At 66.9% G+C, this 20,332-nt stretch carries 19 protein-coding genes; 12 read left to right on the top strand and 7 right to left on the bottom strand.

Translation table 11 applies throughout. The features are described 5' to 3' along the window. The first annotated feature begins 81 nt into the window (after positions 1-81). The 3 genes from AC4OR5_RS22520 (at position 82) to arfB (ending at position 2,570) form a co-directional block, all read left to right on the top strand. Positions 82-1,500 (top strand): amino acid permease, encoded by a 1,419-nt coding sequence (locus AC4OR5_RS22520; protein ID WP_058160023.1) that lies wholly within the window; start codon positions 82-84, stop codon positions 1,498-1,500. A 152-nt stretch (positions 1,501-1,652) separates the two neighbouring features. Further along, positions 1,653-2,036 carry a lysozyme inhibitor gene (locus AC4OR5_RS22515; protein WP_003085889.1) on the top strand — a complete coding sequence of 128 codons (384 nt, stop codon included), beginning with the start codon at positions 1,653-1,655 and terminating at the stop codon, positions 2,034-2,036. A gap of 120 nt (positions 2,037-2,156) precedes the next feature. Next, positions 2,157-2,570 carry an alternative ribosome rescue aminoacyl-tRNA hydrolase ArfB gene (arfB, locus tag AC4OR5_RS22510; protein WP_003105972.1) on the top strand — a complete coding sequence of 138 codons (414 nt, stop codon included), beginning with the start codon at positions 2,157-2,159 and terminating at the stop codon, positions 2,568-2,570. Between the two features lie 22 nt (positions 2,571-2,592). Here the strand turns inward: arfB and pbpG are convergent, their stop codons facing one another. From pbpG to phhA, 4 genes are all read right to left on the bottom strand, one after another. Then, positions 2,593-3,525: a D-alanyl-D-alanine endopeptidase gene (pbpG, locus tag AC4OR5_RS22505; RefSeq protein WP_003114239.1), complete on the bottom strand. Its 933-nt coding sequence runs from the start codon at positions 3,523-3,525 to the stop codon at positions 2,593-2,595. Positions 3,526-3,838: 313 nt separating this feature from the next. Further along, positions 3,839-5,038, bottom strand: a complete 1,200-nt coding sequence (locus AC4OR5_RS22500; protein ID WP_034016428.1) for an amino acid aminotransferase — start codon at positions 5,036-5,038, stop codon at positions 3,839-3,841. Then, positions 5,035-5,391 (bottom strand): 4a-hydroxytetrahydrobiopterin dehydratase, encoded by a 357-nt coding sequence (locus AC4OR5_RS22495; RefSeq protein WP_003085898.1) that lies wholly within the window; start codon positions 5,389-5,391, stop codon positions 5,035-5,037. Before AC4OR5_RS22495 ends, AC4OR5_RS22500 begins: the two co-directional genes overlap by 4 nt. Positions 5,392-5,495: 104 nt before the next feature. Beyond that, a complete protein-coding gene (phhA, locus tag AC4OR5_RS22490; protein WP_003140840.1) occupies positions 5,496-6,284 on the bottom strand; it encodes a phenylalanine 4-monooxygenase in 789 nt (262 codons plus the stop codon). Between the two features lie 284 nt (positions 6,285-6,568). On the opposite strand from phhA, the gene AC4OR5_RS22485 reads away from it, so the two are divergent. Further along, positions 6,569-8,128 carry a sigma-54-dependent phenylalanine hydroxylase transcriptional regulator PhhR gene (locus tag AC4OR5_RS22485; RefSeq protein ID WP_003105980.1) on the top strand — a complete coding sequence of 520 codons (1,560 nt, stop codon included), beginning with the start codon at positions 6,569-6,571 and terminating at the stop codon, positions 8,126-8,128. A gap of 217 nt (positions 8,129-8,345) precedes the next feature. Here AC4OR5_RS22485 and AC4OR5_RS22480 read toward each other — a convergent pair whose 3' ends face one another. Both AC4OR5_RS22480 and AC4OR5_RS22475 read right to left on the bottom strand, forming a co-directional pair. Beyond that, positions 8,346-8,612: a DUF2790 domain-containing protein gene (locus AC4OR5_RS22480; RefSeq protein WP_058160024.1), complete on the bottom strand. Its 267-nt coding sequence runs from the start codon at positions 8,610-8,612 to the stop codon at positions 8,346-8,348. 268 nt (positions 8,613-8,880) lie between these two features. Then, positions 8,881-11,076 carry an FUSC family protein gene (locus AC4OR5_RS22475; protein WP_009878012.1) on the bottom strand — a complete coding sequence of 732 codons (2,196 nt, stop codon included), beginning with the start codon at positions 11,074-11,076 and terminating at the stop codon, positions 8,881-8,883. A gap of 219 nt (positions 11,077-11,295) precedes the next feature. Between AC4OR5_RS22475 and AC4OR5_RS22470 the strand changes: the two genes are divergently transcribed. Beyond that, the gene (locus AC4OR5_RS22470; RefSeq protein ID WP_003085907.1) at positions 11,296-12,240 is read left to right on the top strand and encodes a LysR family transcriptional regulator; all 945 of its coding nucleotides are present in this window, start codon (positions 11,296-11,298) and stop codon (positions 12,238-12,240) included. A gap of 21 nt (positions 12,241-12,261) precedes the next feature. On the opposite strand, the gene AC4OR5_RS22465 is transcribed toward AC4OR5_RS22470, so the two are convergent. Further along, entirely contained in the window at positions 12,262-13,158 is an 897-nt protein-coding gene (locus tag AC4OR5_RS22465; protein WP_058160025.1) for a LysR family transcriptional regulator, read from the bottom strand. Between the two features lie 116 nt (positions 13,159-13,274). On the opposite strand from AC4OR5_RS22465, the gene AC4OR5_RS22460 reads away from it, so the two are divergent. From AC4OR5_RS22460 to AC4OR5_RS22430, 7 genes are all read left to right on the top strand, one after another. After that, on the top strand, positions 13,275-14,102 hold the full coding sequence (locus AC4OR5_RS22460; protein ID WP_003085910.1) for an HTD2 family dehydratase: 828 nt from the start codon (positions 13,275-13,277) through the stop codon (positions 14,100-14,102). A 45-nt stretch (positions 14,103-14,147) separates the two neighbouring features. Then, complete coding sequence (locus AC4OR5_RS22455; protein WP_003085913.1) at positions 14,148-15,308, top strand: acyl-CoA dehydrogenase family protein; 1,161 nt, start codon at positions 14,148-14,150, stop codon at positions 15,306-15,308. 14 nt (positions 15,309-15,322) lie between these two features. Further along, on the top strand, positions 15,323-15,703 hold the full coding sequence (locus AC4OR5_RS22450; protein ID WP_003085915.1) for a VOC family protein: 381 nt from the start codon (positions 15,323-15,325) through the stop codon (positions 15,701-15,703). Between the two features lie 38 nt (positions 15,704-15,741). Next, positions 15,742-17,094, top strand: a complete 1,353-nt coding sequence (locus AC4OR5_RS22445) for an MmgE/PrpD family protein (RefSeq protein ID WP_004348281.1) — start codon at positions 15,742-15,744, stop codon at positions 17,092-17,094. A gap of 55 nt (positions 17,095-17,149) precedes the next feature. Next, positions 17,150-18,352 (top strand): CaiB/BaiF CoA transferase family protein, encoded by a 1,203-nt coding sequence (locus AC4OR5_RS22440; protein ID WP_003110264.1) that lies wholly within the window; start codon positions 17,150-17,152, stop codon positions 18,350-18,352. A gap of 10 nt (positions 18,353-18,362) precedes the next feature. After that, the gene (locus tag AC4OR5_RS22435; RefSeq protein WP_058160026.1) at positions 18,363-19,190 is read left to right on the top strand and encodes an HpcH/HpaI aldolase/citrate lyase family protein; all 828 of its coding nucleotides are present in this window, start codon (positions 18,363-18,365) and stop codon (positions 19,188-19,190) included. Positions 19,191-19,303: 113 nt separating this feature from the next. Continuing rightward, positions 19,304-20,299 carry a TRAP transporter substrate-binding protein gene (locus AC4OR5_RS22430; protein ID WP_009315301.1) on the top strand — a complete coding sequence of 332 codons (996 nt, stop codon included), beginning with the start codon at positions 19,304-19,306 and terminating at the stop codon, positions 20,297-20,299. Positions 20,300-20,332: the final 33 nt, after the last annotated feature.

The following is a 20,332-nucleotide window of genomic DNA, read 5'->3' as shown; positions in this document are numbered from 1 at the left end:
CGCCGTGCGCCTGCCGCCTGAGCCGCACGGCCCCGTTTCGCCTCCGACAACAATAAATTTCCACTTGCGTGAGATAACTCAATGGACGGCCAACATCCGCATTCGGGCGAGCTCAAGCGCGGCCTGAAGAATCGTCACATCCAGTTGATCGCCCTCGGCGGCGCCATCGGCACCGGCCTGTTCCTCGGCTCGGCCGGGGTGCTCAAGTCGGCGGGCCCGTCGATGATCCTCGGCTACGCCATCGCCGGCTTCATCGCTTTCATGATCATGCGCCAGCTCGGCGAGATGATCGTCGAGGAGCCGGTTGCCGGCTCTTTCAGCCACTTCGCGCACAAGTACTGGGGCGGCTTCGCCGGCTTCCTCTCCGGCTGGAACTGCTGGGTGCTGTACATCCTGGTCGGGATGTCGGAACTGACCGCGGTCGGCAAGTACATCCACTACTGGTGGCCGGAGGTGCCGACCTGGGCCACGGCGGCGTTGTTCTTCGTCGTCGTCAACGCGATCAACCTGGCCAACGTCAAGGCCTTCGGCGAAGCCGAGTTCTGGTTCGCGATCATCAAGGTGGTGGCGATCATCGGCATGATCCTGCTCGGCTGCTACCTGCTGTTCAGCGGCAGCGGCGGTCCGCAGGCTTCGGTGAGCAACCTCTGGGCACACGGCGGTTTCTTCCCCAACGGAGTGAGCGGCCTGGTGATGGCCATGGCGATCATCATGTTCTCCTTCGGTGGCCTGGAAATGCTCGGCTTCACCGCGGCCGAGGCGGACAAGCCGAGGACGGTGATCCCGAAGGCGATCAACCAGGTGATCTATCGCATCCTGATCTTCTACATCGGTGCCCTGGTCGTGCTGCTCTCGCTGACGCCCTGGGACAGCCTGCTGCAGACCCTCAACGCTTCCGGCGATGCCTACAGCGGCAGCCCGTTCGTGCAGATCTTCTCGATGATCGGCAGCGGCACCGCCGCGCACCTGCTGAACTTCGTGGTGCTCACCGCCGCACTGTCGGTGTACAACAGCGGCACCTATTGCAACGGCCGCATGCTTCTCGGCCTGGCCGAGCAGGGCGATGCCCCGCGCGCGCTGGCCAGAGTCGACAAGCGCGGCGTACCGGTACGCGCCCTGGTGGTATCGGCGCTGGTGACCTTCCTCGCGGTGGTGGTGAACTATGTGATCCCGCACCAGGCGCTGGAGCTGCTGATGTCGCTGGTGGTGGCGGCGCTGGTGATCAACTGGGCGATGATCAGCATGGCGCACCTGAAGTTCCGCGCGCAGATGGACCGCCAGGGCACCCGCACGCACTTCCGCGCGTTCTGGTATCCGTACGGCAACTACCTGTGCATGGCCTTCGTGGTGTTCATCCTCGGCGTCATGTTGCTGATCCCCGGCATCCAGGTCTCGGTCTATGCCATCCCGGTCTGGCTGCTGGTGATGTGGGCCTGCTACCGACTCAAGGGAGCCCCGCGGCCGATGCCGGGCCTGCGGGTGAAGCCGGTCGCCGAGTGATCGATGGGGCGCCGGCGCGCAGAGGAGAGGGGAGCGCTCCTTTGCGCGTCCCGGCGGCCCACAAGACTTTTTCTAGGGGCGCCTGTCGTTGACGCGGCAGGTGCCGAATTCCTACAGTGGCAGCGCCATTTTTTCTCGTTAGAGGGATTTCCATGAAAAAAGCGCTCTGGCTGCTTCTGGCTGCCGTTCCCGTGGTCCTGGTCGCCTGCGGCGGCAGCGACGACGACAAGCAGACCGCCCAGGTCGATTACCTGGCCCTGCCGGGGGATGCCAAGCTGGATACCCGCAGCGTCGACTACAAGTGCGAGAACGGTCGCAAGTTCACCGTGCAGTACCTGAACAAGGGCGACAACAGCCTCGCCGTGGTGCCGGTCAGCGACAACTCGACGCTGGTCTTCAGCAATGTGATTTCCGCCTCCGGCGCCAAGTACGCCGCCGGCCAGTACATCTGGTGGACCAAGGGCGAGGAAGCCACCCTCTACGGCGACTGGAAGGGCGGCGAGCCCACCGACGGGGTCGCCTGCAAGGAGCGTTGAGTTCGACCTGGCGCCTTAGCCGAAATGAAGGAACCCGGCCGCGGCCGGGTTTCTTTTGGCCTGCTTTTCCGCTCGGCAAAGGGGGTATGCTGGCAGCCCGTTGGTCCACCGTGCCGCCCCATGCTGATCATCTCCAATGCCGTCCACCTGCCCGACCATGAGATCGAGCTGAATGCCATTCGCGCCCAGGGCGCCGGCGGGCAGAACGTCAACAAGGTCTCCAGCGCGGTGCACCTGCGCTTCGACATCCAGGCCTCGTCGTTGCCGCCGTTCTACAAGGAGCGTCTGCTGGCACTGAACGACCAGCGCATCAGCGGCGACGGCGTGGTGGTGATCAAGGCCCAGCAGTACCGGACCCAGGAGCAGAACCGCGAGGATGCCCTGGAGCGCCTGGCGGAGTTGATCCGCAGCGTGGCCAAGGTGCAGAAGGCGCGGCGCCCGACCAAGCCTACGCGCGGCTCGCAGAAGCGCCGGCTGGACGGCAAGGCCAAGCGCGGCGCGGTGAAGGCCGGGCGCGGCAAGGTGGATTTCTGAGCCGGCCGGTCTTCGCGACGGATCAGCGTACGGCCTGGGCCACCGGCTGGCCGAGGCCGCGCTCGCGGTCGCGTTGCAGGCGATAGGCCTTGGCCGCGGCCGGGATCGCAGTGACCTGGCCGGTTTCCAGCCAGCGTCGCAGGCGAGTGGCGTCGGCGAAGTGGGTGTACTTGCCGAAGGCGTCCAGCACCACCAGATTGACCGGGCTGCGGTTGATCGTGGTGCGCATCACCAGGCAGTGACCTGCTTCGTTGGTGAAGCCGGTCTTGGTCAACTGGATGTTCCAGGTCTTGTTGTTGATCAGGTGGTTGGTGTTGCGGAAGCCCAGGGTGTAGTTGGGGTGGCGGAAGGCCACGGTCTTCTCCGGAGTGGTGCTCCACTGGCTGAGCAGCGGGTATTGCCGGCTGGCCACCAGCAGGCGGGTGAGGTCGCGAGCGGTGGAGACGTTGTGCAGCGACAGCCCGGTCGGCTCGACGTAGCGGGTGTTCTTCATTCCGAGGGCGTGGGCCTTGGCGTTCATCGCCTTGACGAAGGCGTTCTTGCCGCCCGGATAGTTCTGCGCGAGGCTGGCGGCGGCGCGGTTCTCCGAGGACATCAGGGCGAGCAGGAGCATGTCCCGGCGGCTGATCTGGCTGCCGACCCGCACCCGGGAAAACACCCCGCGCATTTCGCTGGTCTCGCTGATGGCGATCGGCAGTACCTCGTCCAGCGGCAGTTTCGAGTCGAGCACGACCATGGCGGTCATCAGCTTGGTGATCGAGGCGATCGGCACCACCAGGTCGGGGTTGCGCGAGTAGAGCACCTTGCCGGTGTTCTGGTCGGTAACCAGCGCGCTGCCCGACGCCAGCTCCTGTTGCAGCGGCAGCCCGGCCTTGGGCGGCGGGGAGGCGGATACCGCGGTGGCAACGCTGAGGGACAGGAACAGGGTGACCAGTGACAGGAGACGGTTTCTCACGTGCGTTGCTCACTAAGACGAGAAAGTGGGGGCCGTGGGGCGCAGTGTGAACTGGTGCCCATAATTGAGCATTTTATGCTCTTTTGTAGGAAAAGCACGTAGGGCTTTGAAAGTGCTGACTTATGGCTGGCCCGGTTCGGAGAGGTTCGGCGGATAACGCCTGTGGCGTTATTCGCCCTACGCCCACAAGGTCGTGGTGCGGTAGGGCGAATAACCGCAACGCGGTTATCCGCCACCTCGGCGGGAGTGCGCGGCATTCGCAGGGGCGAAAAAAAGCCGGCCATCACAGCCGGCTCAGGGTAACCGTGAGGGGTCAGTCCGCGCAGACCTGGGCGATGGCTTGCGCCAGGCGGTCGAGGCGGCGCGCGTCGAGACCGGCGACGTTGGCCCGGCCGCTGGAGACCAGGTAAACGGCGTGCTCGTCGCGCAGCCGAGCGACCTGCTGCGGGCTCAGTCCGGTATAGGAAAACATCCCGCGTTGCGCGCCGACATGGGCGAAGCGCTCGGCCAGGCCGTGCGGCGCCAGGGCTTCGACCAGGCCGATGCGCAGGCTGGCGATGCGCGAGCGCATGCCTTCGACCTCTTCCTGCCAGAGTCCCTTCAACTCGCTGTCGCCGAGGATCGCCGCGACCACCTCGGCGCCATGCGCCGGCGGGGTCGACCAGAGGTTGCGGGCGAGGAAGGCCAGTTGGCTACGCACATCGGTGAGCTTCTCGGCGTTCTGCGCGCAGACGATCAGCGCGCCGACGCGGTCGCGGTACAGGCCGAAGTTCTTCGAGCAGGAACTGGTGACCAGCACCTCCGGCAGTTCGCCGGCGAACAGGCGTACCGCCCAGGCGTCTTCCTCGAGACCGTCGCCGAAGCCCTGGTAGGCGAAGTCGATCAGCGGCAGCAGCTCGCGGCGACGCACCACGTCGAGCACCCTGCGCCAGTCGTCGTGGCTCAGGTCGAAACCGGTCGGGTTGTGGCAGCAGGCATGCAGCAGCACCACGTCTCCCTGGGGAATGCGCTCCAGGCCAGCAAGCATCGCCTCGACATCCAGGCGGTTGTCGGCGCCGACGTAGGGGTAGTGGGAAACCTTCAGGCCGGCGGCGGCGAACAGCGTCTCGTGGATCGGCCAGGTCGGGTCGCTCAGCCAGATGCCGCGGCCGGGCAGGCAATGGGCGATGAAGTCGCCAGCCAGGCGCAAGGCGCCGGTGCCGCCGGGCGTCTGGGTAGCGTCGGCGCGTTGCTCCAGCAACAGCGGCGAGGCGGCGCCGAGCGCCAGTTCCGCCAGGCGCGCGGCGAACAGCGCATCGCCGTGGCCGCCGACGTAGCTCTTGGTGGTTTCCTGCTCGACCAGGCGCTGCTCGGCGAGTTTCACCGAGCGCAGGATCGGGGTCAGGCCCTGGGCATCCTTGTAGACACCGACGCCGAGGTCCAGCTTGTCCGCGCGCGGATCGTTGCGGTAGGCGTCGAGCAGGCCCAGGATCGGGTCGCCCGGTACGCGGGCGACCTTGGCGAAATGACTCATTTGCGCCCCTCGGCGGTTTTCGCTACCTCGTCGGTGCGCGCCGCCATGATGAAGTCGTTGCGGTGCAGGCCCTTGATCGAGTGGCTCCACCAGGTCACGGTGACTTTGCCCCACTCGGTCAGCAGGCCCGGATGGTGGCCTTCGGCCTCGGATATCTCGCCGACGGCATTGGTGAAGGCCAGGGCGTGCTTGAAGTTCTTGAACAGGTAGACCTTCTCCAGCTGCATGATGCCGTCGCGGACTTCGATGTTCCAATCCGGGATCTGCCGCAGCAGCACGGGCAGTTCTTCGTCGCTGACGTGCGGGGCGTCGGCGCGGCAGGCTTCGCAATGGGCTTGGGTGAGTGCGGTCATGGTGGGAGTCCTTGGTTGTCGCATGTGGGAGCGGCGGACGGGCCGGACCCGTCCACCATAGTACAAGGCCGCCGCGGGGTCAGCCGCGGCGGCGGCGATTCTCGTCAGGCCGCCTGCTTGGGCGGGAACAGCGGCGCGTGCAGGCCCAGGCGCATGGCCTCGTGGACCAGTGCCATGATGTCTTCCTGGGCCAGTTGGAACAGGCGCTTGAGGTCGGGCAGGACGAAATAGAGCGGTTGCAGGATGTCGATGCGGTAGGGCGTGCGCATCGCCTCCAGCGGATTGAAGGCCTGGTGCAGCGGCTCGTCGGAGAGGCAGTAGACGGTCTCCTTCGGCGAGGAGAGGATGCCGCCGCCGTAGATGCGCTTGCCCTGGTCGGTCTCGACCAGGCCGAACTCGATGGTCATCCAGTACAGGCGGGCGAGGAACACGCGTTCCTCCTTGCTCGCCTTGAGGCCCAGCTTGCCGTAGGTATGGGTGAACTCGGCGAACCAGGGGTTGGTCAGCAGGGGGCAGTGGCCGAAGATCTCGTGGAAGATGTCCGGCTCCTGCAGGTAGTCCAGTTCTTCCGGGGTGCGGATGAAGGTGGCGACGGGGAATTGCTGGCTGGCCAGCAGTTCGAAGAAGGTCTGGAACGGAATCAGTGCCGGAACCCGCGCCACGCGCCAGCCGGTGGTGGCCTGGAGAACCCTGTTGATCTCGTCGAGCTGGGGGATCCGCTCGTGGGGCAGGCCGAGCTGTTCGATGCCGTCGAGGTATTCCTGACAGGCGCGGCCTTCGATCACCTTCAATTGCCGGGTGATCAGGGTATTCCAGACCTGGTGCTCGGTTTCCGGATAGTGGATGAAACCGTTGTCGTCGGGCTGGCGGGCCACGTACTGCGTCGTTTTCATACGGACTCCATGAGCGGCTTGTGGCCGCGGGGTCTTTGTTGTTGTCGTTGCCTTATCGATACCGCGTCGGGACGGTCCGTGCAGCCCCGGATAGGGACCGGGCAACGGGGATGAATCGGCGTTTTCGTAAAGTTTTCCTTACGAATTGGCCTGGGTCGCCTGTTCATTGGGCCAGGCATTCTTGCTGGTGAGTCTAACTGTCACATATTCTTGACGGAAATTTCCGGCCGGGAGTTAAAAAAACCGGCCGCGAGCCCATCAGAACGACAACACCGGGCCACGCCATGCGTATCAAAGTGCACTGCCAGAACCGTGTAGGCATCCTCCGCGACATCCTCAACCTGCTGGTCGACTACGGCATCAACGTCAATCGCGGCGAAGTCGGCGGCGACCAGGGCAACGCCATCTACCTGCTCTGTCCGAACATGATCAACCTCCAGTTGCAGTCGCTGCGGCCCAAGCTGGAGGCGGTGCCGGGGGTCTTCGGGGTCAAGCGCGTCGGCCTGATGCCCAGCGAGCGCCGGCACCTGGAACTCAACGCGCTGCTCGCCGCCCTGGACTTCCCGGTGCTCTCGGTGGACATGGGCGGGCAGATCGTCGCCGCCAACCGTGCCGCCGCGCAGTTGCTCGGCGTGCGCGTCGACGAGGTGCCGGGGATTCCGCTGTCGCGCTATGTCGAGGACCTCGACCTGCCCGAACTGGTGCGCGCCAACAAGGCGCGGATCAACGGGCTGCGGGTCAAGGTGAAGGGCGACGTGTTCCTCGCCGACATCGCGCCGCTGCAATCCGAGCACGACGAGAGCGAGGCGCTGGCTGGAGCGGTGCTGACCCTGCATCGCGCGGATCGCGTCGGCGAGCGCATCTACCATGTGCGCAAGCAGGAGCTGCGTGGCTTCGACAGTATCTTCCAGAGTTCGCGGGTAATGGCCGCGGTGGTCCGCGAGGCGCGGCGCATGGCGCCGCTGGACGCGCCGCTGCTGATCGAGGGCGAGACCGGCACCGGCAAGGAGCTGCTGGCGCGCGCCTGCCACCTGGCCAGCCCGCGCGGGCAGTCGCCGTTCATGGCGTTGAACTGCGCCGGCCTGCCGGAATCCATGGCCGAGACCGAGCTGTTCGGCTATGGTCCGGGAGCCTTCGAGGGCGCCCGTCCGGAAGGCAAGCTCGGCCTGCTGGAGCTTACCGCCGGCGGTACGCTGTTCCTCGACGGCGTCGGCGAGATGAGCCCGCGCCTGCAGGCCAAGCTGTTGCGCTTCCTGCAGGACGGCTGTTTCCGCCGGGTCGGCAGCGACGAGGAGGTGTACCTGGACGTGCGGGTGATCTGCGCCACCCAGGTAGACCTGTCCGAACTCTGCGCCAAGGGCGAATTCCGCCAGGACCTCTATCACCGTCTCAATGTGCTCTCGCTGCACATCCCGCCGCTGCGCGAGTGCCTGGATGGCCTGGCGCCGCTCGCCGAGCATTTCCTCGACCAGGCCAGCCGGCAGATCGGCTGCGGCCTGCCGAAGCTTTCCGCGCAGGCGCTGGAACGTCTCGAACGCTACCACTGGCCGGGCAACGTGCGGCAATTGGAAAACGTGCTGTTCCAGGCGGTTTCGCTGTGCGAAGGGGGAACGGTCAAGGCCGAGCACATCCGCCTGCCGGACTACGGCGCACCGCAGCCGCTGGGGGATTTTTCCCTGGAAGGAGACCTTGACGCCATCGTCGGGCGCTTCGAGAAGGCGGTGCTGGAGCGCCTGTTCCGCGAGCATCCGAGCAGCCGCCAGTTGGGCAAGCGCCTCGGCGTTTCGCATACCACGGCGGCGAACAAGCTGCGCCAGCATGGCGTGGGGCAAGGCGAGGGCTGAGCGGCATGCTTGCCGGTTTGTTGCAGGCTGGGAAAGAAACGGCGGAGGCGTCGGCCCCTGTGGAAGGGCGCCAGCGCGGTGAGGCGCGGGGAAGACGGCCAGGATGTTCGCCGAGGGGCGGGATTGTCGCCGCCGAGTACACAATGATCGCGCCGGATGGGCGAGCTGCCCCTCGTGGCGCGATCCTTCGGAGGTCGACCCGGAGGTCGAGGAGAGTTTAGCCGCCAGTGCAGCCGTTGCCCCAGACCTGATATTCGACGGTATGTTTCTGCCCGTTCGAATCTTCGTAGGTCATGCGTGCGGGAACGATGCCGCACGCATTGGAAGTGTCGGTTGAAGATATAACGCGAGCCACATCCAGTTGCATGCCATAGGCATATTCTTCAACAGCGTTTTCCTGCTGGCTGGCAGGTTGATCCTGGGCGCCAACCGCCATCACCAGCGGCGAGCAGGCGAACAGGGCCATCAGGGCGAAAGCCTTCATTACTATTTACCTGAGTAGTTTCTGAGTGGGTACGATCTGCCGTCGGAAGACAGGCGGACAGGTCACCGGTGCAACTCGATAAACAAGGCTGGGTAAGTAAGTCTGCAATCAAGTTGCGGAGTCGAAGTTCAACGGGAGTTAACTTCGGCTGTTGGGTTTATTTTAAGTTGGGATAGGCTGCGACATATAGACTCAGTCAAGACAAGAACCTTGTACGGATCGGTAACAATATCCCTGTGGCCTTCTGCGCCGCGGCTTTTCGACCGGCTCACGGGTTTCTTTCCTGGCCCAGGGGCGATTGCGGGTCGAGCAGGGCGCTGCGAATGAAGTGCAGGTAGCTGAGCACCCGTCGCAGCGGCGAGGTATCGAACTGCGGTGCGCGCGGCTCCGGCGCCGCCCGTACCGCCATAATCGCCTGGTTCACCGCGTGCAGGGCGCGCTGACGGTTGCTCGGCCCGGGTTGCAGGAACAGCCGGATCAGCGCCCGGCCCATCAGGCGGATCGCCCGGCGCCAGGCGGTGCGTTCGGCGTAGCAGGGCTCCTGGGGCAGGCGTTGCTGTTCGAGGCGCAGCTCGATGATCGCCTGGCCGACCTCCAGCACCAGGAACATCCAGCCGAGCAACCGGCGCTGCACGTCCGGGCGGCCGGCGGAGAAGGTGTAGGCCTGGTTCAGCAGGTCGCGGGTGCCGCTTTCGAAACCGGAGACCAGGCCCTTGCTCTTGCCGCTGATGGCGAACACTACCCGCTCGCGCAGGTCGTGCTCCAGGCGCTTCCACATCCACGGCCGGTTCGGCGGCAGGATCACCCTGGCGGCGACCGTGGCGAGGACCATCGACAAGAGTAGTGCCAGGTATTCGTTGAAGAAGGCCAGGGCGTCGTAGCGCGCCATGTTGGCCGGCAGCGAGGCGAAGCAGAACCACACCAGCAGGCCGACGCCGTAGCCGTTCCACTGCGGCCGCCAGAGCAGCAGGGCGCCGACCGCGAAGACCGGCAGCAGGCAGCAGAGCAGCATCGGGAAACCGTCCACGTGGGGTAGCAGGTAGAGCAGCACGAACAGCCCGGTGCAGGCCCCGGCGAGGGTCCCGAGGGTGAGTTGCAGCGACAACCGGCCGGGATTCGGCGAGGTCGAGGAGAGCGCCGAGATCAGTACCGCGGTGAGGGCGAAGGTGCCGCCGTGGGGCCAGGAGGTCTGGATCCAGAACGTGCCGAGCAGGCCGATCATCAGCGCGCTGCGCGCTCCGGCGACCAGCGCGGCGACCGGGTTGGCGCGGGCGACGAAGCTTTCCTTCCATTGCTCGCGGGCATGGTGGTGTTCGGCCAGGGAAGCGTGGGTCAGGGCGTAGTTGTGCAGGTCGTCGGTGAAACGGAAGGCCAGTTCGGCGGCGGTGTTGAAATCCAGCAGGTCGTTCTCGCCGGGGCGCTGCTCCACCAGGCGCTGGCGGGCCTGGCGGATGTTCTGCATCAGTTCCGGCTTGTAGGCCTCGATGCGTTCGGCCAGGCGCGCGGCGTCGGCGTCGGTGGGCGTCCGTTCGCGAATCGGCGCGAGCAGCCCGGCAAGCTCCGCCAGGCAGGGCGCCAGGACCTCCAGGACATTCTGCGCCCCGCGCCCGCGCAGGCGTTCGAGCAGGCGGTGGAGGCCGTGGAAGCGACTGGTCATGACCATGAATTCGTTGTTCAGGCGAATCAGCCGGCCGCTGCGCAGGCGCATGTGCGGATCTTCGAAAGTAGTGGCGCTGCGCAGGTTTTCCAGGCCCACGGACTGGGCGACGAAGCGCGCGCTGAGCTCGCCGAAGCGCTCGCCGTCGAGGCTGCCCTGCAGGCCTTCGGCGGCGAACCCGGCGAAGTCGCGGAAGCGCCCGTAGAGTGTGTTGCGCAGGGCGGCGCCGCTGGTCTGCGGCAGGAAGATGGCGCTGACGGTACCGGTGCAGAGGATGCCCAGGGATATTTCCAGGACCCGCCACAGCGCCGCCATGAAGGCGCCTTCCGGGTGCGCGGTGGCGGGAATCCCGATCATGGTCGCGGTGTAGCCGGCGAGTACGCAGGCGTAGCCGCGGAAATCGCGGTAGCGCGCGGCGCCGGCGGTGCACAGGCCGACCCAGAGCGCCAGGCAGGCGAGGAACAGCACGCGCTCCTGGGCGAACAGGGCGATCAGGGTGACCATCACGCTGAGGCCGATCAGGGTTCCGACGATGCGGTAGAAGCTCTTGGCCAGGACCTGCCCGCTCTGCGTCTGCATGACGATGAAGACCGTCACCAGCACCGTACTCGGCTGCGGCAGCTCCAGGCGATAGGCCAGCCACAGGGCGAGGCTGGCGGTGAGCAGGGCCTTGAATACGAAGACCCAGGCGACGCCGTCGCTACGCGCCCATTCGAGCAGGGCGCGGCGCAATTCGTCGGGGCTGGGAAAGAACGCGAGGGTAGCCGGTGGAACCAGGGGGAGACCTTTCCGGGTGGCGCGGGGCACTGCTGCGAATCCTGAACGACGGCGAGGGGAGGCCGAAACGGCTGGGAATTCTAGGAGCGCCGGCGCTTGCGGATAAGAGCTCGGATAGGTGAAAAATTTTTGTCACAAAAGGCAATAATAGGTGGGTTGACTCATGACAGAATCTGCGCCGCCTTGGGGTGTCCTCCGGGTTGCGTGGAAAAGAGACGCGCCATAAGCGTCAGAGCCTAGAGGGCCGTGATGGATATCCTGTTCAATATGCGCGCGTTCGTCAGCGTCGCGGAGACCGGCAGTTTCACTGCCGCCGCCCAGCGCCTGGACCTGACGACCGCCTATGTCTCCCGTGCGGTGGCCAAGCTGGAGGCCCACCTGCAGACCCGCCTGCTGCATCGCACCACCCGGCGCATCGCGCTGACCGAAGCCGGGCAGCGCTACCTGATGCGCGCCCAGCAGATACTCGCCTACATCGAGGAGGCCGAGGCCGAGGCGGGCGACGCCCATGCGCGGCCGTCGGGCACGCTGAAGGTCCACGCGATGACCGGCATCGGCCAGCACTACCTGATCAAGGCCATCTCGCAATATTGCGAGACCTACCCGGAGGTTGGCTTCGACCTGACCCTGGCCAACCGGATCACCGACATTCTCGACGAGGGCTACGACATTTCCGTGGTGATAGCCCCCGAACTGCCGGACTCCGGTTTCGTCTCCAAGTGCATCGGCCAGACCTACAGCATCCTCTGCGCCTCGCCGGGCTACATTGCCGCGCACGGCTTCCCCAAGCTGCCGGCGGAGCTGTCCGCGCACCGTTGCCTGCGCCTGGTGAACTCGGTGATGTCGCTGGACCGCTGGCTGTTCGACGGTCCCGACGGCCAGGAACTGGCCTGCATCAACCAGACGCATTTCCAGGTCAACACCGCCGACGCCATGACCGAGGCGGTGGTCTCCGGCATGGGTATCGGCGCGCTGCCGGTGTACGCGGCGGTCAACGGCCTGAAGGACGGCAGCCTGGTGCGGGTGTTGCCGCGCTATAGCCTGTTCCATCTCAACGTCTACGCCCTCTACCCCTCGCGGCAGTACCTGGATGCGAAGATCCGCACCTGGGTCGAGTTCCTCCGCGAGCACATGCCGGCGATGCTCGCCGCGGACGAGCGCAGCCTGGCGGAGAGCGGTGGGTTGGCGAACTGAGCGGGAGTGGTGGGCGGCCCCCTACAGGCTGTCTCCCACCCTCTGCAACTCCTCGATCAACGCCCGCAGGCAACTCGGCAGTGCTTCCAGGTCGCGTACCAGCAGGCTGCGCTCGCGGATCGCCCAGGGCTCGTCGAGTTCGATGGTCGCCAGCTTCATCGTCCGGCTGTGGCGGCGCGCGGCGGACTGCGGGATCACGCCGATACCGACGCCGCCCTCGATCATCCGGCAGATCGCCTCGAAGCTGGAGACCTGGATGCGCAGCGATAGCTGCTCGCCCATCTGCTCCACCCGTTCGTACAGGAAGGCGTGCAGGGTGGTGCCCTCGGGCAGGCCGATATGCTGGAACTGCAGGGTGTCGCGCAGGCGTACCTTGGCCTGTCCGGCCAGCGGATGGCCCTGGGGCACCGCCATCACCAGGCGGTCGGTGCTGAAATGCAGGATCTGCAGGCCACTGGCTGCCACCGGCCCGGCGATGATGCCGAGGTCGGTGGAGCCGTCCAGCACGCCGCGGACAATGTCGCGGCTGAGGCGTTCCTGCAGGTCGACGGTGACGCCGGGACGAGCGGCAAGGAAGCCGGCGAGGATTTCCGGAAGGAATTCGGTGACCGCGGTGGTATTGGCGAAGATGCGGATATGCCCGGCGGCGTCGCTGCCGTACTCGGTGAACTCGCTCTTCAGGTATTCCACCTGGCGCATGATCAGCCGCGCGTGCTGTAGCAGGCGCTGGCCCGCCGGGGTCAGTTCGACGCCGCGGCTGTCGCGGTACAGCAGGCGGCTGCCGAGCTGGCCTTCGAGCGCCTTGACCCGTGCGCTGGCGGCGGCCGGGGAAAGGAAGGCGCGGCGCGCGCCCTGGGTCAGGCTGGGCGACTCGGCGATATGGATGAACAGGCGCAGGTCGGCGAGATCGAAATGCATGGGCACTCCATGGCGTTCGGCAAATCCGAACGCGCCATTGCGTAATTGCAAATTCTCAAAACGCTAGCATCCTATCATTCTCCTCCCATCACCCCCTAGGTCATGGGAAGCCACGCATGAGTGAGTCCGCTTTCGCCCCCTGGATCGGTCGCCAGGAAGAAACCCACGATCAATTGAGCCGCAACCTGGTCAAGCGCATCGCCGCCACCTTCGGCGAGCCGACCCCGGCCCACGGCGAAGCGCTGCCGCCGCTCTGGCACTGGGCGTTCTTCCAGGACCCGGTGGAGGCCGCCGGCCTCGGCGTCGACGGCCACCCGGCGCGCGGCGGTTTCCTGCCGCCGGCGGACGATCGCAACCGCATGTGGGCCGGCGGGCGCCTGGAGTTCCACCAGCCGCTGCGGGTCGGCGGCGAGGCCAGCCGCACCTCGACCATCCTCCGGGTCGAGGAGAAGCACGGTCGCAGCGGTGCGCTGCTGTTCGTCACCCTGCGCCACGACTACCGCCAGGACGGCCAACTGGCGCTGAGCGAAGAGCACGACATCGTCTACCGCGAACCGACCCCGCCCAAGCTCGGCGGTACCGAGGCCTTGCCCGAGGGCGACTGGCGCGAGGCGCTGGAGCCCGATCCGGTGTTGCTGTTCCGCTACTCGGCGGTGACTTTCAACGGCCACCGCATTCACTACGACTGGCCCTATGTCACCGATGCCGAAGGCTATCCGGGCCTGGTGGTGCACGGTCCGCTGATCGCCACCCTGGCCCTGCGCGCGTTCTGCCGGGCCAATCCGCAGGCGCGTCTGCGCCGCTTCGCCTATCGCGGCCTGCGCCCGCTGATCTGTCCCGAGCCGTTCGAGGTCGGTGGCCGCCTGCTCGCTGCCGGCAAGGCCGAGGTATGGGTCGGCAATGGCGCCGGCCTGGCCCAGCGCGGCGACGTGGAATTCGACTGAAAGGGCCCCAGCGCCCGTCCAACGACAAGAATCGAGGAGTCACCGATGAATCCGAACAGCGAAGAGCTGAACGCGATCCGCGAGGGCGTACGTGCCCTCTGCGCCGAATTCGACGCCGCCTACTGGCGCCGCATCGACGAGCAGCGCGGTTTTCCCGAGGCCTTCGTCAAGGCCCTGACCGACGCCGGCTGGCTCTCGGCGATGATCCCGGAGGAGTACGGCGGTTCCGGCCTGGGCCTGGCCGAGGCCTCGGTGATCCTGGAGGAAGTCAACCGCTGCGGCGGCAACTCCGGCACCGTGCACGGGCAGATGTACAACATGTTCACGCTGCTGCGTAACGGCAGCGAGGCGCAGAAGCGCTTCTACCTGCCGAAGCTGGCCAGCGGCGAGCTGCGCCTGCAGTCGATGGGGGTGACCGAGCCGACCACCGGCACCGATACCACCAAGATCAAGACCACCGCCGTGCGCAAGGGCGACCGCTATGTGATCAACGGGCAGAAGGTGTGGATCTCGCGGATCCAGCACTCCGACCTGATGATCCTGCTGGCGCGCACCACGCCGCTGGCCGAGGTGAAGCGCAAGTCCGAAGGCATGTCGATCTTCCTCGTCGACCTGCGCGAGGCCATCGGCAAGGGCCTGACCGTGCAGCCGATCGCCAACATGGTCAACCACGAGACCAACGAGCTGTTCTTCGACAACCTCGAGATCCCCGCCGATAGCCTGATCGGCGAGGAAGGCAAGGGCTTCCGCTACATCCTCGACGGCCTCAATGCCGAGCGCACCCTGATCGCCGCCGAATGCATCGGCGACGGCCGCTGGTTCATCGACAAGGCCAGCCACTATGCCCGCGACCGCGTGGTCTTCGGCCGGCCGATCGGGCAGAACCAGGGCGTGCAGTTCCCCATCGCCGAGGCGCACATCGAAGTGGAGGCCGCCGACCTGATGCGCTGGCGCGCCTGCCAGGAGTACGACGCCGGGCTCAACGCCGGGGCCAGCGCGAACATGGCCAAGTACCTGGCGGCGAAAGCTTCCTGGGAGGCGGCCAACGCCTGCCTGCAGACCCACGGCGGCTTCGGCTTCGCCTGCGAGTACGACGTCGAGCGCAAGTTCCGCGAGACCCGCCTGTACCAGGTGGCGCCGATCTCCACCAACCTGATCCTGTCCTACGTGGCCGAGCACCTGCTCGAACTGCCGCGCTCGTTCTGAAGCGGGAGCCGCCCATGCAGATCGACCGTCTCGACCACCTGGTGCTCACCGTCCGCGACATCGACGCCAGCATCGATTTCTACACCCGCGTGCTGGGCATGCGCGCCGTTACCTTCGGCGCGGGTCGCAAGGCCCTCGCCTTCGGTGCGCAGAAGATCAACCTGCACCAGGCCGGGGGCGAATTCGAACCCAAGGCCGAGCGACCTACGCCAGGGTCCGCCGACCTCTGTTTCATCGTCGCCACGCCACTCGAGGCGGTGGCCGAGCAACTGCGCCAGCAGGCCGTGGAAATCCTCGAGGGCCCGGTGCAGCGCACCGGCGCCGGCGGGCCGATCCTCTCGCTGTACCTGCGCGACCCCGACCTGAACCTGATCGAACTGAGCAACCCGCTGTAGGCCGCGTGCCTCGGGACAACTACAAGAGAGCGTTGGTCATGACCGACTACACCCAGCAACTCGCCGGCTTTCTCGCCGGCCTGCGCTACCAGGACCTGCCGCCGGCGGTGCTGGCGCGGATGGAAGAATTGTTCCTCGACTGGCTCGGCTCGGCGCTGGCCGGCAAGGGCCAGCATCCGATCCCATTGTTCGAGCGTTACGCCGAACGCATGGGCCCGGCCGACGGTAGCGCGCAGATCCTGCCCAGCCGGCGGCGCAGCTCGCCGTATTTCGCCGCCCTGGTGAACGGCGCGGCTTCCCACGTGGTGGAGCAGGACGACCTGCACAACAGCTCGGTGCTGCACCCCGCGGCGGTGGTCTTCCCTGCCGCCCTGGCCGCGGCCCAGGACCTCGGCCGCAGTGGCGCCGAGCTGATCCTCGCGGCGGTGGCCGGCTACGAGGCCGGCATCCGCATCGGCGAATTCCTCGGCCGTTCCCACTACCGGGTGTTCCATACCACTGCCACGGTCGGCACTCTCGCCGCGGCAGTGGCGGTGGGCAAGCTGATGGACTTCGACCGCGAGCGCTTCGTCGACCTGCTCGGCAGCGCCGGAACCCAGGCCGCCGGGCTCTGGGAGTTCCTCCGCGACGCCGCCGATTCCAAGCAGTTGCATACCGCCAAGGCCGCCGCCGACGGGCTGCTCGCGGCCTATCTCACCGCCGACGGCCTGAGCGGCGCGCGACACATCCTCGAAGGCGAGCAGGGGATGGCCGCCGGGATGTCCAGCGACGCCGACCCCGAGCGCCTGGTGGATCGCCTCGGCAGCCGCTGGGCGTTGCTGGAAACCTCGTTCAAGTTCCACGCCTCGTGCCGCCATACCCATCCCGCGGCCGACGCGCTGCTGGCGCTGATGCAGCGCGAAGGGCTCGATCACTCGCAGATCGCCGCGGTCACCGCGCGGGTCCACCAGGGCGCCATCGACGTGCTCGGCCGGGTGGTCGAGCCGCAGACCGTGCACCAGGCGAAGTTCTCCATGGGCACCGTGCTGGGCCTGATCGCGGTGTACGGCAAGGCCGGCCTCGGCGAGTTCCATCGGCATGCGCTGAGCGACCCACGGGTCGCTGCGTTCCGCGAGCGGGTCGAGATGCGCCTGGACCCGGAGGTCGACGCCGCCTATCCGCAGCGCTGGCTCGGGCGGGTCGAAGTACTGGATCGCGAAGGGCGGCGCCATACCGCCGCCATCGACGAACCCAAGGGCGATCCCGGCAATACCCTCAGCCGCGACGAGCTGGCCGACAAGTTCCGCCGCCTGCTGGCGTTTTCCGGCGCGGCCACCGGCGCCGAGGCGGAGATCCTTATCCAGCGGGCCTGGGGCCTGCGTCAGGCGCCTTCCGTAACGCCCCTGATCTGATCAACCGAACCAGCCGCACCTCGTCTTCGACGGACGAGGGCAGGGAGTCCGACCCATGACGCAATCCCACCAGCCGCGCCCGCTCGACGGCATCACCGTGGTCAGCCTGGAGCACGCCATCGCCGCGCCCTTCTGCACCCGCCAACTGGCCGATCTCGGCGCGCGGGTGATCAAGATCGAACGCCCCGGCGTCGGCGATTTCGCCCGTGGTTACGACGAGCGGGTCAACGGCCTGTCGTCGCACTTCGTCTGGACCAATCGTTCCAAGCAGAGCCTCAGCCTCGATCTCAAGCAGGCCGAGGCGCTGCCGTTGCTGGAGAAGCTGCTGGCCGGCGCCGACGTGCTGGTGCAGAACCTCGCGCCGGGCGCCGCCGCGCGCCTGGGCCTGTCCTACGAGGCGTTGCGCGAGCGCTTCCCGCGACTGATCGTCTGCGATATCTCCGGCTACGGCGAAGGCGGTCCCTACGAGAAGAAGAAGGCCTACGACCTGCTGATCCAGAGCGAGGGCGGCTTCCTTTCGGTGACCGGCGGCGCCGGGCCGAACGAGATGGCCAAGGCCGGCTGTTCGATCGCCGATATCGCCGCCGGCATGTACGCCTACAGCAGCATCCTTTCGGCCCTGCTGCTGCGCGAGCGCACCGGCGAGGGCAGCCGCATCGACGTGTCGATGCTGGAGAGCCTGGTGGAGTGGATGGGCTACCCGATGTACTACGCCTACCAGGACGCGCCGCCGCCGCCGCGCGCCGGCGCTTCGCACTCGACCATCTACCCCTATGGGCCATTCCCCGCCGGCGACGGCGGCACGGTGATGCTCGGCCTGCAGAACGAGCGCGAGTGGCGGGCCTTCTGCGACAAGGTCCTGCGCCGCCCGGAGCTGGCCGACGACGAACGCTTCTCGGCGAACTTCAAGCGCTCGGCCAACCGCGAGGAGCTGCGTGCGCTGATCGTCGAAGCCTTCGCCGCCTTGCCGGCCGCCGAGGTGGTGGCGCGCCTGGAACAGGCGCAGATCGCCAACGCCCACGTCAACGACATGGCCGGGGTCTGGGCGCACCCGCAGTTGCAGGCGCGGCAACGCTGGACCTCCATCGACAGCCCGGCCGGGCGCCTGCCGGCGTTGTTGCCGCCGGCCAGCAGCAGCGCCTTCGTTCCGCGCATGGATGCGGTGCCGGCGCTGGGCGGCGACAGCGACGCGCTGCTTGCCGAACTGGGCTGTACCGCGGCCGATATCCAGCGCCTGCGCGCGACCGGAACGGTATGAGGAGACGGACATGAACCGACAGATCGTGCGCAGCGCGCTGTTCGTCCCGGCGACCCGCCCGGAGCGGATCCCCAAGGCCCTTGCCAGCGGCGCCGACCGGGTCATCGTCGACCTCGAGGATGCGGTGGAGGAGGGGCTGAAGGTCGAGGCGCGGGCCAATCTCCGGCGTTTCCTCGTCGATACGCCGGAAGCCCGGGTGCTGGTGCGGATCAACGCGGCGGAGCATCCCGAACATGCCGACGACCTGGCGCTGTGCCGCGACCACGCCGGAGTGATCGGCCTGCTCCTGCCGAAAGTGGAGAGCGCCGCCCAGGTGCGCCACGCCGCCGTGGCCAGCGGCAAGCCGGTCTGGCCCATCGTCGAGAGTGCCCGCGGCCTTGCCGCGCTGGGCGAGATCGCCGCCGCCGCGGGGGTCGAGCGGCTGTCCTTCGGCAGCCTCGACCTGGCCCTGGACCTCGATCTCAACACCGGCAGCAACGCCGCCGAACAGATTCTCGGTCACGCCCGTTACGCGCTGCTCCTGCAATCGCGCCTGGCAGGCCTGGCGCCGCCGCTGGACGGTGTCTATCCGGCGATCCAGAACCGTGCCGGACTGGTCGAGGCAGTGCGCTTCGCTCGCGATATGGGCTTCGGCGGGTTGCTGTGCATCCATCCGAGCCAGGTCGAGCCGATCCACCAGACATTGATGCCGAGTCCGGCGGAACTGGAGTGGGCGCGTCGGGTGGCAGAGGCCGGCGCCTCCGGTGCCGGCGTCTTCGTGGTCGACGGCGAGATGGTCGACGCGCCGGTGCTGGGACGCGCGCGACGCCTGCTGGAGCGGGCCGGGGAGGGCGGCTGAACGCGTTCGACAGACGCGAACGCGGGCTTGAGCAATGGCGAATTCTCCGAACGCGCCGGCTGCGTCAGGCTCGTCGATACCTCGAAAGCACAACAACAATCTGAGGTCACGAAATGTTCAAGACGATGGTACGGGCGCTGTTGTGCGCCCTGGCGATCGGTGGCTCCTGCCTGGCGAATGCCGCGCAGCCGATCGTCATCAAGTTCTCCCACGTGGTCGCGGAAAACACGCCCAAGGGCCAGGGCGCGCTGCTGTTCAAGAAACTCGTCGAACAGCGCCTGGGCGGCCGGGTCGAGGTAGACGTCTATCCCAACTCGTCGCTGTTCGGCGACGGCAAGGAAATGGAGGCGCTGCTGCTGGGCGACGTGCAGATGCTGGCGCCGTCCCTGGCCAAGTTCGAGCAGTACACGCGCAAGGTGCAGATCTTCGACCTGCCGTTCCTCTTCGACGACATCCAGGCGGTCGACCGCTTCCAGCGCAGCCCGCAGGGGCGCGCCCTGCTGACCAGCATGCAGGGCAAGGGCATCCTCGGCCTGGCCTACTGGCACAACGGGATGAAGCAGCTCTCCGCCAATCGCCCGTTGCTGGAGCCGGAAGACGCGCGCGGGCTGAAATTCCGCGTGCAGGCGTCCGACGTGCTCAACGAGCAGTTCCGCCAGCTCCGCGCGATCTCCCGGAAGATGTCCTTCGCCGAGGTCTACCAGGGCTTGCAGACCGGCGTGGTGAATGGCACCGAGAACACCTGGTCGAACTACGAGAGCCAGAAGGTCAACGAGGTGCAGAAGTATTTCACCGAGTCCAACCACGGCCTGGTGGACTACATGGTGATCACCAACGCGAAGTTCTGGAACGGCCTCCCGGCGGACATCCGCGAAGCGCTGCAGCGGATCATGGACGAGGTCACCGTGCAGGTGAACATCGAAGCCGAGCGCCTCAACCGCGACGCCCGCCAGCGCATCCTCGCCAGTGGTGTCAGCGAGATCCATACCCTGACCCCGCAGCAGCGCGCCGACTGGCGCCAGGCGATGCAGCCGGTATGGCAGAAATTCCGCGGCAATGTCGGTGCCGATCTGCTCCAGGCCGCCGAAGCCTCCAACCGTCCCGATTGACCCGTCCGGCCCCGCCCGGCCGGGCGGGGCATT

It is taken from the genome of Pseudomonas sp. YA1 (assembly GCF_058680555.1).
Note: the sequence above shows the minus strand (reverse complement) of the source record. Positions and strands in the feature narration are given on the sequence as shown.

Excerpts from the sequence above, each read along its gene's own strand:
- AC4OR5_RS22520 (WP_058160023.1), top strand. The coding sequence starts at position 82 with ATGGACGGCCAACATCCGCATTCGGGCGAGCTCAAGCGCGGCCTGAAG.
- AC4OR5_RS22515 (WP_003085889.1), top strand. The coding sequence starts at position 1,653 with ATGAAAAAAGCGCTCTGGCTGCTTCTGGCTGCCGTTCCCGTGGTCCTG.
- arfB (WP_003105972.1), top strand. The coding sequence starts at position 2,157 with ATGCTGATCATCTCCAATGCCGTCCACCTGCCCGACCATGAGATCGAG.
- AC4OR5_RS22500 (WP_034016428.1), bottom strand. The coding sequence starts at position 5,038 with ATGAGTCATTTCGCCAAGGTCGCCCGCGTACCGGGCGACCCGATCCTG.
- AC4OR5_RS22495 (WP_003085898.1), bottom strand. The coding sequence starts at position 5,391 with ATGACCGCACTCACCCAAGCCCATTGCGAAGCCTGCCGCGCCGACGCC.
- phhA (WP_003140840.1), bottom strand. The coding sequence starts at position 6,284 with ATGAAAACGACGCAGTACGTGGCCCGCCAGCCCGACGACAACGGTTTC.
- AC4OR5_RS22485 (WP_003105980.1), top strand. The coding sequence starts at position 6,569 with ATGCGTATCAAAGTGCACTGCCAGAACCGTGTAGGCATCCTCCGCGAC.
- AC4OR5_RS22480 (WP_058160024.1), bottom strand. The coding sequence starts at position 8,612 with ATGAAGGCTTTCGCCCTGATGGCCCTGTTCGCCTGCTCGCCGCTGGTG.
- AC4OR5_RS22470 (WP_003085907.1), top strand. The coding sequence starts at position 11,296 with ATGGATATCCTGTTCAATATGCGCGCGTTCGTCAGCGTCGCGGAGACC.
- AC4OR5_RS22465 (WP_058160025.1), bottom strand. The coding sequence starts at position 13,158 with ATGCATTTCGATCTCGCCGACCTGCGCCTGTTCATCCATATCGCCGAG.
- AC4OR5_RS22460 (WP_003085910.1), top strand. The coding sequence starts at position 13,275 with ATGAGTGAGTCCGCTTTCGCCCCCTGGATCGGTCGCCAGGAAGAAACC.
- AC4OR5_RS22455 (WP_003085913.1), top strand. The coding sequence starts at position 14,148 with ATGAATCCGAACAGCGAAGAGCTGAACGCGATCCGCGAGGGCGTACGT.
- AC4OR5_RS22450 (WP_003085915.1), top strand. The coding sequence starts at position 15,323 with ATGCAGATCGACCGTCTCGACCACCTGGTGCTCACCGTCCGCGACATC.
- AC4OR5_RS22445 (WP_004348281.1), top strand. The coding sequence starts at position 15,742 with ATGACCGACTACACCCAGCAACTCGCCGGCTTTCTCGCCGGCCTGCGC.
- AC4OR5_RS22440 (WP_003110264.1), top strand. The coding sequence starts at position 17,150 with ATGACGCAATCCCACCAGCCGCGCCCGCTCGACGGCATCACCGTGGTC.
- AC4OR5_RS22435 (WP_058160026.1), top strand. The coding sequence starts at position 18,363 with ATGAACCGACAGATCGTGCGCAGCGCGCTGTTCGTCCCGGCGACCCGC.
- AC4OR5_RS22430 (WP_009315301.1), top strand. The coding sequence starts at position 19,304 with ATGTTCAAGACGATGGTACGGGCGCTGTTGTGCGCCCTGGCGATCGGT.